This window comes from Acetobacterium bakii (genome assembly GCF_001263355.1).
In the GTDB taxonomy this organism is placed as follows: domain Bacteria; phylum Bacillota; class Clostridia; order Eubacteriales; family Eubacteriaceae; genus Acetobacterium; species Acetobacterium bakii.
In genome coordinates, this window is the sequence record NZ_LGYO01000008.1 from 75,128 (window position 1) to 89,197 (window position 14,070).

The window sequence follows — 14,070 nt, forward strand, 5'->3', positions numbered from 1 at the left end:
TTCTAAGAAAGCGGTGAAGAAAATGAAAAAATGGCGTTGTACGGTTTGTAATTATATACATGAAGGGGATGCTCCTCCGGAAAAATGCCCGGTTTGCGGTGTGGGACCAGATAAATTTGTGCTTGTAGAAGAACCAAAAGCGGCACCACCTAAAAAATGGCGTTGTACGGTTTGCAATTATATCCATGAAGGGGATGCTCCTCCGGATAAATGCCCGGTTTGCGGCGTCGGTCCTGAAAAATTTGTGCTGATAGAAGAAATTCCGGGAGACTTGCCGGAAAAGAAAAGGGAAGATATCCAGAAATTATTATTTAGTGTGAGCTACGGCCTTTATATTGTTTCATCAATTAAAGGTGAAAAGCTTAATGCAATGACATCAAATACATTTATTCAGATCACCAGTAACCCTTTAAGAGCCAGCGTTTGCCTGGGAAAAGGTGCTCTTACAGCCGAGTACATTAAAGAATCTAAGGTTTTTGGAGTTTCAATTCTGGGAAAAAACAATCACGATCTGGTGAAGCATTTTGGTTATAAAAGCGGAAGAGATATTGATAAATTTAAAACCATGAGTTATGTGACCGGCGAAAAAACCGGTTGTCCCGGATTATTGGAAACTCTATGCTTCATTGAATGTGAAGTTGAACAGATTATCGATTTGGATACACATTATCTGTTTATTGCAAAGATCGTTGACGGTGATGGATTTAGTAAGGAAGAACCGATGACTTACGCCTATTACCATGCAACACGATAAAAAAAATTAAAAAAGCACGAAAACCGCAATTTGCGGCTTTCGTGCTTTTTTATGTAAATTAATAATTCTCTATTTTTTCTTCTAAATCCGGAAATGCCTGAAGCACAGCTTTAACAAGTTTGTTGCAGCCATACGTAAGGGCATCGGTTGTGGGGAGATGATACGTATTTTCGTAATCTTTGGTGGTTTCGCGGATCTCATTAATGTCTAAATCTTCATGATTGATGGTAATGGCGATGACTTTTGAATGAGAAAAGGTCTCAATAAGCTCGATTTCGCTTTCCAAGGTAGGCATTTTAAGATAAGGAAAATCCACTCGATTAACTCTTTTAGGTGGGTGTTGAACAATAATGGCATCCGGTTGGCCGCCCCGGATGATTGCACAGGTACTGATAAAACCCTCATGGCTTAGGGCACCTTGGCCTTCCAAAATAATAATATCCGGTTTTTCATGAATATCAGCATCTAAAATCACATTTTCAAGTTCACCGGTCATAAATTCAGAGGGAATGGCATCCATGGCGATGCCATATTTTTCGCCTTGAATGATGGCGGTTTGACCGGTACCGACAAAGCAGGCTTTAATGCCACGCTTCTGAAGAGCTTGAATCAGCAGCATGGCAGTGGTTCGTTTGCCAACAGCGCAATCAGTGCCAAGAATGGCTAGCTTAGGGGTATTAACCTTAATAATATCACCAGTAAAAACATGCAAATAGCGATTTGCCAGGGGTTTACGGATATCATTGAGCTTAACACCATATTTTTGAGCATATTGGATAAATTCATTATCCTCAGAAATAAATTCATGAAGGCCGCTGACAATGTCCATTCCCATAGACATGACCTTGAGAAAAAGTCTTCTTTCACTTGAAGATAAAAAAGCTTCTTTTAGGGCAATGCCGTAAATAAAACATTTGGGTAATTGATCAAGCTTTTCAGAAGCTTCTATAATATCCCGATAGATTGGGATGCCATTTTTGACCCCATCAAGGACTTCGCCGGAATCCATACCGGCTTTTGTGCTGTCAATGATACAGGTAATCTCATATTTTTGGGAACGGCGTATTAAACCATTTGCAGTTTTTCCGTCTAAATCGCCGAAGTGTGCTTCGCAGTAGATTAAAGCTTTTTCTTTCATAAGATAGTAATCCTTTCAATGTGAATAGGAACAAGTAATTTATTAAAAGACTTGTAAATTTGAGTTTTTTTAAAAACATGAAGAATAAAGAGGTGTGGATATGAATCACTCTTAGTGTCATACTTTACAGAAAACTTAGGTACCTAACACAACTATGTTATATAACATACCCGATTAATGAAGACTAAAACAGAATTATAAATGTTTAAGTTTAGAAAAAAATTTTACAAAGATTGAAAAGTCTGATATTAAGAAGAGATTATGGGTAGGAATATTACACATAGAATCTAGTCATGACTGCTTATGATAGGTTTAAAATGCAAATTTTTCAAACATCCCGGGGTTATTTGTAAGAATGTCAGATTTAAGTAGAAAAGACAAAAATATGGTCCTATTTTCTGTTTTGGAAAAAATAATGTAACAAAGGGGAAATTAATGAAGGAAATAAAAAAAATCAGCTGTACCCTCGGTAGCTTGTTGAATGATCACGTGAGTCTTATTAATAATGATATCAGTTATACGAATCGGGTCTTGAACTTTAATTTATCACTTGAACAGTATGATCAATTATCCAAATATGTAAAAACAATTGGTGTGACCCATCGGTTTACAGATGTTATTAACCGGTTTAAGACTCCGGCAAATGAGACACCTCCAGGATTTAGAGTAGAATGTGGATTAGAAGCCAATGGCGTCCTCAAAGCAGATTTAGTCAGGGATATTGCCTACGACAAAAATGGAAAAAGACGACCGACAAATGTATTGTTCTCTGCTGACTCAGCTAATCCCTACGAAATCCTGCCGGTCAGTAAAATAGTCGCTAATCTCACCTGCAACCCCGGTATTATCTATGACTTATTTATTAATAATCCTAAAGCGAACATCGGGAATCAGTATAAAACTCGGGATGAAGTGATGGAAGAAATTGGACGGATTATGGGGCCGGGAACCGATATCAGCGTTGAGCTCAATGATCCTTTCGGAAAGTCGGAAACAGAAATTATTGAAGAAGTGGAAAAATTCAAAGAAATGCTTTCTGAATATCGATTGGTCATCAAGGTTCCGCACACCGGTCCGGTGACTAAGGACAATGTTTCACAGCTTCTGACAGGCAATAAAAAGTTAGCGAGGAGCTATCAGGAGGTAACAACCGAAGGCGCTTTTTGGGGACATAACATGGCATTGATGCTAAAGGAAAAGGGGTATCGGGTAAATTTCACGTTGATGTTTGAACCCTATCAGACTGCTTTGGCAATGCAGGCAAAACCATATTTTATCAACTGCTTTATCAGGCAGCGGGCCATGCAATCAGGCATTATGGACCAATGCTTAAAACAATATCAGGCAACCCATAATCCCAAATATATTGAAAACATCAGGGAAATGTTCCTGGACAAAGATTATCTAACCATGGATCAAGCCCAAACTGATTTATTGACCATAAAAAAAATGGCAGAAGAAATGCTGAGCTATCGACACTATCATGATGTAGAAGGCTCAGATGGACTGGACAGCGTCAGACATACTCTGAGAGTCTTTAAAAATTCAAATTTGGATGAATCAAAACTCATTATTTGCAGTATGGAAGGGGAATTTAACTATCCGGATATTGATAAATTACTGGTGGAAAAAGAATTTGAAGATTTGGTGCATCGGGTTATTGTGACCGCTGAACCAAAATATCTGGCCCGTTTTACTTCATGCAATCATGTTGTTTCCTACCAGCGTCGATTTATGAATGCCGCAAATGGGGAGAAATAAAAATAAAAAATAAAAAAGAGAGGCGATAATTATGAGTTATGTGAATATGGAAGCGATTCTTGAAAATGCCAGAAAAAATCATTATGCGATTGGGGCGTTTAATATTGTGAATTACCTGACAGCCAAAGCCGCAGTCGAAGCGGCAGAGGAACTTGGTCAGTCGATTATCCTGCAAACATCGGTAAAAACGGTGAAAGCCTTTGGTATCAATGAAATGATGGGATTTTTAAAGCCCATTGTTGATCAGGCGAAGGTTAATGTGGCCCTTCATCTTGATCATTCCACCGATGTGGCATTTACAAAGGCCTGTATTGATGGCGGCTGGTCATCGGTAATGTATGATGGTTCCCAATTGCCCCTGGAGGACAACATTAGAAATACAAAAGAAATCGTAGCTTATGCCAAACCTAAAAATGTCACCGTTGAAGGTGAATTAGGTGCCATTGTTGGGGTAGAAGATGATATTTTTGTAAAAGAAGGGGATAAGGCTCATGCCAAACCAGAGGACTGCCGGGTGTATTTAGAAAAAACCGGGATTGACGCTTTTGCACCGGCTATCGGAACGGCCCATGGAGTTTATAAGGGTGAGATTATAATTGATTATGATCTTTTTGATGAAATTAATCAATTTTCAAGCTGTCCATTGGTGCTCCATGGCGGGACCGGGCTAAGTGACGCGATGTTCCACCAATTGATTGCTTTAGGTGCGTCCAAGGTGAATATTTCCACAGCAATAAAGATTGCTTACTGCCAGGGAATGGCTATCTTTACGCAAATGCATCCAGATCAAAATGACCCTTTAAAACTTGATGCTTTTACCAAAGAAGAAGTGAAAAAAGTAGTGACCAACCACATTCGATTTTTCAGTCTGATGGACTAGAGAGGTGATAATATGATAACAAAACCTAATTATCCTGTTGATTTACATAGTCATACCACGGGATCCGATGGCGGTGATACACCTCTGGAATTTATTTCAAATGCAGCAGCCATGGGAATGAAGGTTATAGCGATTACCGATCATGACGTGCTGCCTCCTGACCGAATTGACGTTAATGGAAAGATGGTGGATCCTGTTGTTTATGCCCGGGAAAAAGGAATTAAACTACTGCCGGGGATTGAATTCTCCTGCGAAACCCAGGTGGAGGATGTTCATATTGTGGTGCTGGGATGTGATTATACCAATCCCAAAATATTGGAAATGAATGAAAAAATTGTTAAAAGTAAAGTTTTTTCCTATCAAAAATTACTGGATGTTTTGGCAGCGAATGGATATCCCATTACCTGGGAAGAGGTGCTTAACTACGACGGTATTTCAAGAAAACCGGAAGATGTTCAGAAAAAAATCATCTTTAACCTGATGGCGGAAAAAGGATACACCAAAACATGGAGTGAGGCTAAGCTATTAGTTCGAAACAATCCTGACTTCAGTGTGAAACGCGAAAAACCGGATCCCATTGATATTATTAATCTTGCCCATGAAAGTGGTGGTATTGCCATATTGGCTCATCCTTATCTGATTGATGAGGTGGTGACTATCAAAGACGGAACCATGACCAGAGCTGAATATATTGACAAGCTCATCGAGGCCGGATTGGATGGGATAGAAGCCTCTTACACCTATGATAAAACTACTTACGATGGGCCTCTAACCAAGGATGAAATCATCAGTCAGGTAAAAGCCGATTATGAGGGCCGTGTAAAAATCATCTCAGGAGGTTCTGATTACCATGCGGATTATAAAAAAACCGATAAAAAAGTGAGAAGCATCGGAGAATGCGGGATTACCTGGGAGTATTTTCAAAATAATGAGCTGCTGAAGAGTCTTTAGAATGTTTTGCAAAGGAGAATGCCCATGATCATAAAGAATAAAGAACCGAAAGATTATCAGTACATTATTTTTGATTTGGATGGCACTTTGGTAGATTCAAGTCCGGACATTATCGAAACCATAAAATATATTTCGAAGTTTTATGGTTTTGTGGAGAAAAGTGATGCGTTTATTCGCAGCTGTATTGGGGGCGGGGCCAGAAAAGTTCTGCTTAAAGTCTTTGGGGAGGATAAGGAAACTCTGATTGACTCCGAAATCCTGCCCTTGTTTGTGAAACGCTATACTGAAAATTGTCACAAAAACGCTTTAGCCTATCCTGGTGTTAAAGCGATACTGGAATACTATAAACAGCAGGGCAAGGCTTTGTCAGTGGCAACCTTTAAAATCAGAAGTGCCACTGAAAAAATATTAAAAACCCTGGAGCTTTATGATTATTTTGACATTCTGGTAACCGCCGATGATGTGAAAAATCCAAAACCCGATCCCGAATGTATTTATGCAATCTTGAAGTATTACGGGTGCGAAAAGTTCCAGGTGATTCTGATTGGCGATACTCAGACCGATTACCTGACCGGAACCAATGCCGGAATTGATGTTTGCGGTGTAACTTATGGGTATGGCGCCCCGGAGGCAGTAAGAGCCCTAAATCCAGCCTACGTTATTGACCGGATGGAAGAGCTTAAAGAAGTTGTTTTATAAAAACCAAGGAGGTATTTAAGTAATGGTAGATTTATCGAAATTGGATAAAAAAGCATTGGGAAAATGTTTCGACCATTCGGTGTTGCCTAAAAACACTATTGAAGCGGATATTCGGTCGGGCTGTCGCGAGGCAATCGCTTATAATTGTGCGGCGTTTTATTCCGCCACACCCTACTGGACGCCGGTGGTGGTAGAAGAATTAAAGGGCACCGATATCCATATTGGAACTGGCCTGGACTTTCCCTTTGGGGCATCATCGGCGATTGTAAAAGCATTTGAAACAGAGCAGGCTGTAAAAGCAGGGTGTACAGTATTGGATATTGTGCTGAATATCGGGGCATTGAAAGACAAAAAATACGATGTGGTTAAAGGTGAGCTAGCAGATTTTAAAACCGCCGCCCAGGGACATATTACCAAGTGCATTTTAGAAGTGTGTTATCTAACCGATGAGGAAATTGCCACGGCTTGTAAGTTGATTGCAGAAGTCGGAATTAATTATGCAAAAACATCAACCGGACAATTTGAAGGGCCCAGCATGGAGCAGTTTTTAATCATGAAAAATACACTGGCAGGAACCGACATTAAACTTAAAGTCGCCGGCGTGAAATTCCCCCGGCCTCAAAATGCCTATGTTTTTATTCTGGCAGGAGCCGATCTAATCGGTACCCGGGCCGCCGTTGCCATTATCGATGCTTTCGACCAAATGCGTGAAATTGGCATTGTCCCCGCATATAAAAAATAAAGGAGAAAAATCATTATGGTAGATTTATCAAAAATGACAAAGTGGGATGTCGGTAAACTTTTTGATTATGCGATCCTGCCTAAAAATACCCAGGAAAAAAATATCAGAGAGGGGTGTAAAGAAGCAAGGGCCTATAACTGTGCGGCCTTTTATTCTTCATCACCCTATTGGACGCCGGTGGTGGTCCAGGAATTGGCAGGGTCGGATATTCACATTGCCACCGGCATCGGATTTCCATTTGGGTCTGCACCCAGTCCGGTTAAGGCCTTGGAAACCGAGCTGGCTGTAAAAGCAGGCTGCACCTGTATGGATATGGTCATGAATATCGGCGCTTTAAAAGATAAGAAATATGATATTGTCAAAAAAGAGCTGATTGATTTTAAAACTGCATCTGGGGGAAGATTGACCAAAGTTATTTTAGAAGTCTGTTTTTTAACCGATGACGAAATCAAAGCCGGCTGTGAGCTGATCAAAGAAATCGGTGTGGATTATGCAAAGTCTTCCACCGGCCAATTTGAAGGACCCACCATGGAACAGATTTTGGTTATGAGGGAAGCGGTTAAAGGATCAGAGGTTAAGCTGAAAGTTTCTGGGGTTAAATTTCCCCGACCTCAAAATGCCTATGCATTTATTCTGGCAGGGGCTGAACTCATCGGGACAAGATCGGCTCCGGAAATTATTAATGCATTGGATCAAATGCGTGAAATCGGTTTGGTTCCCAGATATACCGGCTGAATATGAATAGGGGGAGGTATTTATGATTGATTTCAAAAAAATGACAAAGTGGGATATGGGCAAACACTTTGATTATGCAATTTTGCCCAAGGATACCACCGAAGCACATATCCGAGCGGAATGCAAAAAAGCCATTACATACAACTGCAAAGCCTTTTGTTTCTCGTCTTCTTACTGGACAAGGGTTGTGGCCGAAGAATTAGAAGGAACGGACCTTCTGGTGGGAGCCGGTATTGGCTTTCCCTTCGGACAGCAAAGCAGTGCGGTTAAAGCCTTCGAAACCGAGGAGGCGGTGCGCATGGGTGCAACGGTTCTGGACAATTGCATGAATGTCGGGGCGTTAAAGGATAAAAAATACAAAGAAGTTCTCCAGGAATTCAAGGATTATAAAAAAGCGGCGGGTCCGGTGATGACAAAAATGATCCTGGACACCGAATTTTTAACCGGCGAAGAAATAAAAACTGCTTGTAAGCTCATTGCCGAAGCTGAAATCGATTGGGCGAAGTCGGCCACCGGTCAATGGCAGGGACCCAGCATGGAAGACGTGCTGATGATGGTCGACACGTTAAAGGATACAAAGGTAAAAGTGAAAGTTTCCGGAGTGAAATTCCCACGGCCCCAAAATGCCTATGCTTTTTTACTGGCAGGAGCCGAACTCATCGGATCCCGATCGGCACCGGAAATCATTGACGCACTGGACATGATGCGAAGAATCAAAATGATTCCGGAATATGAAGGCTAGGTTTCTAGTGGACAGCAAGGATCAGACGCTGCATATTTAAGGATTTATAAAAAACTAAAGGAGCAACAAATGGTAGATTTATCAATAATGACCCAGTGGGATATGGGCAAACTCTTTGATTATTCGGTGCTACCCAAGGATTCAACCGAAAAAAAAATTCGTCAGGGCTGTCGGGATGCGATTAAATACAATGCCAAGGCCTTTTGTTTTTCATCATCCTATTGGACATCGGTGGTGGTGGAGGAATTAAAGGGATCGGATTTGATGATCGGCGCGGCCATCGCGTTCCCATTCGGACAGCAAAGCAGTGCGGTTAAAGTCTTTGAAACCGAAGAAGCGGTGCGTTTGGGCGCCACGGTTTTGGATAATTGCATGAATGTAGGAGCGTTAAAAGATAAAAAGTATGATGCGGTTTTACAGGAGTTTAAAGACTATGTTAAGGCTGCCAGCGGAGTCATGACGAAAATGATCATCGAAACCTGTATGCTGACAAAGGAAGAAATGGTGACGGCCTGTAAGCTGGTTGCCGAAGCGGGAATCGACTGGGCCAAGACCTCCACCGGTCAATATGCCGGTCCATCGGTTCAGGATGTGATGCTCATGGTTGAGACCTTACAGGGAACTAAAACAAAGGTAAAGGTTGCCGGAGTAAAAGCGCCCCGTCCCCAGAATGCCTTTGCTTTCTTTGCTGCCGGAGCGGAGCTCATCGGAACCCAGGGTGCTGCGGAAATATTGGATGCAGTAGAGGATCTTAGAAAAATCGGTTTGTGCCCGGCCTATACAGGATAATTAAAAAGTCGGATTGAAAAAAAGTTTCCCCTAATCATTATGAAAATACAAAAAATAAAACAGATAAAGGAGAAATAAACATGGGTAAGTATTTGGTTGGTATTGATGGCGGCACCACCGGGTGTAAAACAGTTGTATTTGATTTAGATGGAAACATCATCGGTAGTGATTACCGCGAATATCCTTGTTACTATCCAAAAACAGGCTGGGTTGAACAAACCGCGGAAGACATTACGCCGGCGTTATTTGATTCCTGTAAAGCAGCCATAACCGCATCGGGCGTTGACCCGAAGGAAATACTGGCAGTTGGTTTTTCAAGTCAGGGTTCTGTTATTGGTTTGCTGGATGAAAACGGAAAATGCATCCGACCCTTTGTGGGTTGGCAGGATCTTCGCAGCGGCGAAAAAGAAATCGAGTGGATAACAGATAGGATGCCACGGGAAGACTATTACCAATTAACCGGGGATCCCTTGGGTAATATTTTCAGTATCACAAAATTGGTGTGGTTAAAAGAAAATGAACCGGAAAATTGGGCAAAAACGGCGATGTTTTCTACTCATCAGGATTATTTTCTAAAAGAATTAGGTGCTGACGGCTATTATACCGACCTCTCTTCGGCAAGTCGTGACGGGATGTGTGATGTCAACAATCATGTATGGGCAATGGAAATATTTGACATGCTTGAAATACCCTTGGAAAAACGTCCAAAATTAATAACTGAACCGGGAAAAGTCGTCGGACATATTCCCGCCGATGTTGCCCAAAAAACAGGATTGGCGGAAGGAACACCGCTTTGTATGGGGGCTCACGATCAAAACTGCTGTACCTTTGGGGCCGGGGCGGTTGAAGATGGTACCGCCGTCATGGTTATCGGAACCTTTGGATCGAGCTTTGTTGTGTCGGATAAACCCATTAGAGACCCTAAAAGTCGACTGGTGGTAAAGGGCAATCACGGTGTGGGAAACTGGACTATTGAAGCCTTTTCGAATACCGCTGCATCCAGTTATCGCTGGTATCGCGATACCTTTTGCGACTTGGAAAAAGCAGCAGGTGCCGTATCGGGAATTGACCCCTATGAGCTGATTAATTCACAGATTGCAAGTGTGCCCCCTGGGGCCAATGGCATAACATTTTTATCTTATTTACAGGGCGCATCTGGATCAAGAATCAACAGCAATGCCCGTGGTACCTTTGTGGGGATGTGCCTGGGAACGAAAAAAGCGGATATGGCCCGTTCGGTTATGGAAGGAATATGTTATGAAATGAATGATATCGTTCAGGCCGAACAGGAAGCAGGGATTAAGATTGAGAGTATCCGAATTACCGGCGGGGCAGCGAAATCTCCATTATGGTGTCAAATGCTGGCAGATGTTTTTCAAAAACCAATTCATATTTTGCAAACCAGCGAAACCGGTTGTTTAGGCGCCGCTCTTTACGCTGGGGTTGGTATTGGAGCCTATGAAAGCTGTAAAGCTGCGGCAGAACGTGCGGTTCGCATCTCCGATACGTATTATCCGAATTCTAAAAATTTTAAAGCCTATGAAGCTGCCTACCAACGTTTTGTAAATGTTTATGAAGCCTTGGATAAAAAAGTGTTTTAATAAAATCCGTATTTTCTTATTCTCATAGGATAAATCGTTGATTTTTAAAAGGTGAAAAGGAAATAATACCCTTTAATATTGAGCATATTAGCTAAAATAATTGTAAAATAGGTTGATTATTATAAAAGGAGAATTTTAATCATGGGCAAATATTTAATCGGCGTTGATGTTGGTACCACGGGGACAAAAGCGATGATTCTTAACAAAGAAGGCAAAATTTTTGGAACCGGTTATGGTGAGTATCCCTGTAACTATCCAAATCCCAATTGGGTTGAGCAGAATGTTGATTTACTGGTTGAGGAAACCTATAAAGCATGCAAACAGGCGGTAACATCATCGGGCCTTGACCCAAAAGAAATCGAAGCGGTGGGATTTTCGTGTCAGCGTGCAACTTTTACGCTGGTCGATGAAAACAATGAAGCCATCGAAAATATTTTTTACGGCTGGCAGGACAACCGTGGGGCGGAGGTTCTGGAGGAGGCTATGGCTCTGGTGGATCCGGATACGTTTTTTAAAAGCACGGGAATGCCTATGGCCCCAACTTTTACATTTATTAAACTGTTCTGGTTGATGAAAAAACGGCCTGAGCTTTATCAAAAAACAAAATACGTGGCAATGATGCCTGAATATATCCAATATTGCTTTGGAGCTGATGATTTCTACTGTGAAGTAACCAATGCCTGTACCTCGGGTTATCTTAATCCCAATACAATGGACTGGGCAGACAACATTATTGATGCTTTGGGAATTGATAAAAAAAAGTTGCCAAAGCTGGTTAAACCCGGGGATATCGTGGGAAAGATTACCCCTGCCGTGGCCGAAAAAACAGGTCTGACCGTTGGCACGCTTTTAGTGGCAGGCAGCGGAGACCAGCAATGTGCAGCTATTGGCGCCGGCGTTATTGAAGATGGATTTGCATCACTAACACTGGGAACTGCCGGCTTATTGGTTGTGGGTACCGAAAATTTGGTATTGGAAGATGTTCCGGGCGTTATGGCAACCTCGTCGGCATCTTTGGGATTGTTCAATCTTGAAGGTATCCAGCTCGGGGCGGCCAGCAGCTATCGTTGGGCAAGGGATGAGCTCGCAGAAATTGAAGTGGCATTCTGTAAAAAAATTGGGAAGGATCCTTATGAAGCGATGGATAATCACATTCAGAAAAGCCCGGTTGGGTCAAAAGGAATTATCTTCATGCCCTTTCTGATTGGATCCGGTTATCCTTACTGGAATCCTGATGCAAAAGGTGTTTTTGCCGGCCTTACATTCGCACACACCAAAAGTGACATGATTCGGTCGGTTATGGAGGGTATTACGCTGGAAAGCAAAGACATGTATGAAACCATGAAAAAATCCGGGGTGGTGTTAAAACAGCTGGCCATAACCGGTGGGGCTACAAAATCAGCGGCCTGGCGACAGATTATTGCAGATATGTTCGGAGTCCCCATTCGCAAGCTTGAAATTCCAGATGCAACCATTGTTGGGGCTGGGGTTATTGCAGGTGTCGGTGCAGGCTGGTTTGACAGTGTTGCCCAAGGGGTCACTTCAATGGTTCGATATACGGATACCATTGAGCCCATTCCTGAAAATGTTGAAAAGTATAATGAACTGTATAACATTTACAAAAATATTTACACTGGTTTAAATTCAGTTGGAGTATACACACAATTTGCAAAATTAAAATAAGCGAAAATCAAAAACAATTGATGGGGTATCTCTATTAATCTTCTAGTGTTTATGATAAAATTAATAGAGTATAGCCATATGTGATACTAACTAGAGCATTATGGAAGGAAGTATTGATATGTACAAAATTAACAGAGAAAATCCGAAACCATTGTACATTCAATTGGAAGAGTTAATCCGAAACAACATTGAAAGTGGTATGTGGAAGCCTAATATAGCCATTCCATCCGAAAGTGAAATGAACCGTCTCTACGGTGTCAGTCGTATGACCATTCGGACGGCCTGCTCTCAATTGGTACAAGATGGCATACTCTATCGGGTACCGGGTAAAGGAACATTTGTAGCGGAGCCCAAAATCATCACCGAGTCACTGGCCTATATGGGTTTTCGAGAGCAATTGGAACGAATGGGCTATGAAGAAATAACGACAGAACTATTAAATGTCTCTGAAAAAGAAGCAACCTATGGTGTTGCACAACGTTTGCGATGTCAGCAGGGAACACTCATTTTGGAAATTGAGCGCTTGCGGTTTTTGAAAGGCGAGCCAATTAGTCTGCATTACTCGAGGATTCCATATGCACTCTGTAAGAACTTGAGTGACCACGCATTGGAAGAGGAGCAGCTTTGTACAATTCTTAAAAAAGAATACAATTTAAAACCCAGTCGAGTATCTGAAACACTGGAATCAGTTAGAGCTTCTGAAAAGGAAAGTCAACTTTTCAAAGTGCCCCGGGGTTACCCGCTCCTTGTTTTAGAAGATATACTTTATGATAAGGATGATCAGCCCTATGAATACTCCAAAGTTGTTTTCCGGGGAGATAAAATTAAATTGAAATACGAATACCGAAATTAAACGAGGCGGCGAATGCCGCCTCTGAATTTAATAAAAAAATAAAAAATAAAAAAACAGGAGTACTTATTTTGAACAAAGTTACCAGTATACCATATCGTATTGATCGAGAAGAATTATTTGAACGCATGCATATTTATGAAACCCAATCTCAATATGGAGAATTTATGCGGGCCTATGATGAATTGTTGATACTGCTTCCAGAAGTATTAAATATTCAAGGCATTCATGTTTTAAAAGCGAATGATGAAATTGAAAAAATCCATAAAGGACTTTGTGAAGTTAGTCATATTGTTTACTGTTTGGTGACGTTGGGCCCAAAAATAAGTGAATTATCCACATCCTATTTTATGGAAAAAGATTTTCTAAAGGGACTCATGATTGATAGTATGGGGGATATACTTCTATTTAACGCATCCAATGACTATTATGAGGTTGTTAAAAATGACATCTACATAAAACAGGGATATGCTTTAACGATGAGATATTCCCCGGATGATAGTATCATTCCCATGAAATTTCAAAAATCCATATTGGATTATACGAATGGAGAAAAAAGTATTTCAGTGGGAATATCTGAAGGTTTTATGTATTATCCGGTGAAAACACTGGGATATGTATATGGCGCAGATAAGGATATTGATCTGGCAGCAAAAGATCATGATTGTAAGACCTGTTCCAATCTTTCCTGTGAATTTCGAAACGTCGAAGAATAAAAAAAGGCTATTTTTGTGAAAATGATTAA

14 protein-coding genes are annotated in these 14,070 nt (G+C 41.3%); 13 read left to right on the forward strand and 1 reads right to left on the reverse strand.

Translation table 11 applies throughout. The features are described 5' to 3' along the window. Window positions 1-22 precede the first annotated feature (22 nt). Window positions 23-754 (forward strand): flavin reductase family protein, encoded by a 732-nt coding sequence (locus AKG39_RS20640; RefSeq protein ID WP_050739027.1) that lies wholly within the window; start codon window positions 23-25, stop codon window positions 752-754. Window positions 755-812: 58 nt separating this feature from the next. On the opposite strand, the gene AKG39_RS03785 is transcribed toward AKG39_RS20640, so the two are convergent. Further along, on the reverse strand, window positions 813-1,892 hold the full coding sequence (locus AKG39_RS03785) for an N-acetyltransferase DgcN family protein (protein WP_050739028.1): 1,080 nt from the start codon (window positions 1,890-1,892) through the stop codon (window positions 813-815). A 435-nt stretch (window positions 1,893-2,327) separates the two neighbouring features. On the opposite strand from AKG39_RS03785, the gene AKG39_RS03790 reads away from it, so the two are divergent. From AKG39_RS03790 to AKG39_RS03845, 12 genes are all read left to right on the forward strand, one after another. Continuing rightward, window positions 2,328-3,653 (forward strand): transaldolase family protein, encoded by a 1,326-nt coding sequence (locus AKG39_RS03790; protein ID WP_201780244.1) that lies wholly within the window; start codon window positions 2,328-2,330, stop codon window positions 3,651-3,653. Between the two features lie 31 nt (window positions 3,654-3,684). Then, entirely contained in the window at window positions 3,685-4,533 is an 849-nt protein-coding gene (locus tag AKG39_RS03795) for a class II fructose-bisphosphate aldolase (protein WP_050739029.1), read from the forward strand. 12 nt (window positions 4,534-4,545) lie between these two features. After that, a complete protein-coding gene (locus AKG39_RS03800) occupies window positions 4,546-5,484 on the forward strand; it encodes a PHP domain-containing protein (protein ID WP_050739030.1) in 939 nt (312 codons plus the stop codon). A gap of 24 nt (window positions 5,485-5,508) precedes the next feature. Beyond that, window positions 5,509-6,183 (forward strand): HAD family hydrolase, encoded by a 675-nt coding sequence (locus AKG39_RS03805; RefSeq protein ID WP_050739031.1) that lies wholly within the window; start codon window positions 5,509-5,511, stop codon window positions 6,181-6,183. Between the two features lie 22 nt (window positions 6,184-6,205). Beyond that, window positions 6,206-6,925, forward strand: coding sequence for a deoxyribose-phosphate aldolase (gene deoC / locus AKG39_RS03810; RefSeq protein ID WP_050739032.1), 720 nt, complete (start codon window positions 6,206-6,208; stop codon window positions 6,923-6,925). Window positions 6,926-6,940: 15 nt separating this feature from the next. Next, on the forward strand, window positions 6,941-7,660 hold the full coding sequence (gene deoC, locus AKG39_RS03815; protein WP_050739033.1) for a deoxyribose-phosphate aldolase: 720 nt from the start codon (window positions 6,941-6,943) through the stop codon (window positions 7,658-7,660). A 22-nt stretch (window positions 7,661-7,682) separates the two neighbouring features. Next, window positions 7,683-8,402, forward strand: a complete 720-nt coding sequence (gene deoC / locus AKG39_RS03820; RefSeq protein ID WP_050739034.1) for a deoxyribose-phosphate aldolase — start codon at window positions 7,683-7,685, stop codon at window positions 8,400-8,402. Window positions 8,403-8,471: 69 nt separating this feature from the next. Beyond that, window positions 8,472-9,191: a deoxyribose-phosphate aldolase gene (gene deoC, locus AKG39_RS03825; RefSeq protein ID WP_050739035.1), complete on the forward strand. Its 720-nt coding sequence runs from the start codon at window positions 8,472-8,474 to the stop codon at window positions 9,189-9,191. Between the two features lie 80 nt (window positions 9,192-9,271). Then, window positions 9,272-10,792 carry a xylulokinase gene (locus AKG39_RS03830; RefSeq protein WP_050739036.1) on the forward strand — a complete coding sequence of 507 codons (1,521 nt, stop codon included), beginning with the start codon at window positions 9,272-9,274 and terminating at the stop codon, window positions 10,790-10,792. Between the two features lie 141 nt (window positions 10,793-10,933). Next, complete coding sequence (locus tag AKG39_RS03835; RefSeq protein WP_050739037.1) at window positions 10,934-12,475, forward strand: FGGY-family carbohydrate kinase; 1,542 nt, start codon at window positions 10,934-10,936, stop codon at window positions 12,473-12,475. 118 nt (window positions 12,476-12,593) lie between these two features. Then, window positions 12,594-13,328, forward strand: coding sequence for a GntR family transcriptional regulator (locus AKG39_RS03840; protein WP_242852548.1), 735 nt, complete (start codon window positions 12,594-12,596; stop codon window positions 13,326-13,328). A 68-nt stretch (window positions 13,329-13,396) separates the two neighbouring features. Then, window positions 13,397-14,041 carry a 5-methyltetrahydrofolate--homocysteine methyltransferase gene (locus AKG39_RS03845; protein WP_050739039.1) on the forward strand — a complete coding sequence of 215 codons (645 nt, stop codon included), beginning with the start codon at window positions 13,397-13,399 and terminating at the stop codon, window positions 14,039-14,041. Window positions 14,042-14,070: the final 29 nt, after the last annotated feature.

Excerpts from the sequence above, each read along its gene's own strand:
- AKG39_RS03840 (WP_242852548.1), top strand. The coding sequence starts at position 12,594 with ATGTACAAAATTAACAGAGAAAATCCGAAACCATTGTACATTCAATTG.
- AKG39_RS03800 (WP_050739030.1), top strand. The coding sequence starts at position 4,546 with ATGATAACAAAACCTAATTATCCTGTTGATTTACATAGTCATACCACG.
- AKG39_RS03795 (WP_050739029.1), top strand. The coding sequence starts at position 3,685 with ATGAGTTATGTGAATATGGAAGCGATTCTTGAAAATGCCAGAAAAAAT.
- deoC (WP_050739033.1), top strand. The coding sequence starts at position 6,941 with ATGGTAGATTTATCAAAAATGACAAAGTGGGATGTCGGTAAACTTTTT.
- AKG39_RS03785 (WP_050739028.1), bottom strand. The coding sequence starts at position 1,892 with ATGAAAGAAAAAGCTTTAATCTACTGCGAAGCACACTTCGGCGATTTA.
- deoC (WP_050739032.1), top strand. The coding sequence starts at position 6,206 with ATGGTAGATTTATCGAAATTGGATAAAAAAGCATTGGGAAAATGTTTC.
- AKG39_RS03835 (WP_050739037.1), top strand. The coding sequence starts at position 10,934 with ATGGGCAAATATTTAATCGGCGTTGATGTTGGTACCACGGGGACAAAA.
- AKG39_RS03830 (WP_050739036.1), top strand. The coding sequence starts at position 9,272 with ATGGGTAAGTATTTGGTTGGTATTGATGGCGGCACCACCGGGTGTAAA.
- AKG39_RS03805 (WP_050739031.1), top strand. The coding sequence starts at position 5,509 with ATGATCATAAAGAATAAAGAACCGAAAGATTATCAGTACATTATTTTT.
- deoC (WP_050739035.1), top strand. The coding sequence starts at position 8,472 with ATGGTAGATTTATCAATAATGACCCAGTGGGATATGGGCAAACTCTTT.
- deoC (WP_050739034.1), top strand. The coding sequence starts at position 7,683 with ATGATTGATTTCAAAAAAATGACAAAGTGGGATATGGGCAAACACTTT.
- AKG39_RS03790 (WP_201780244.1), top strand. The coding sequence starts at position 2,328 with ATGAAGGAAATAAAAAAAATCAGCTGTACCCTCGGTAGCTTGTTGAAT.
- AKG39_RS20640 (WP_050739027.1), top strand. The coding sequence starts at position 23 with ATGAAAAAATGGCGTTGTACGGTTTGTAATTATATACATGAAGGGGAT.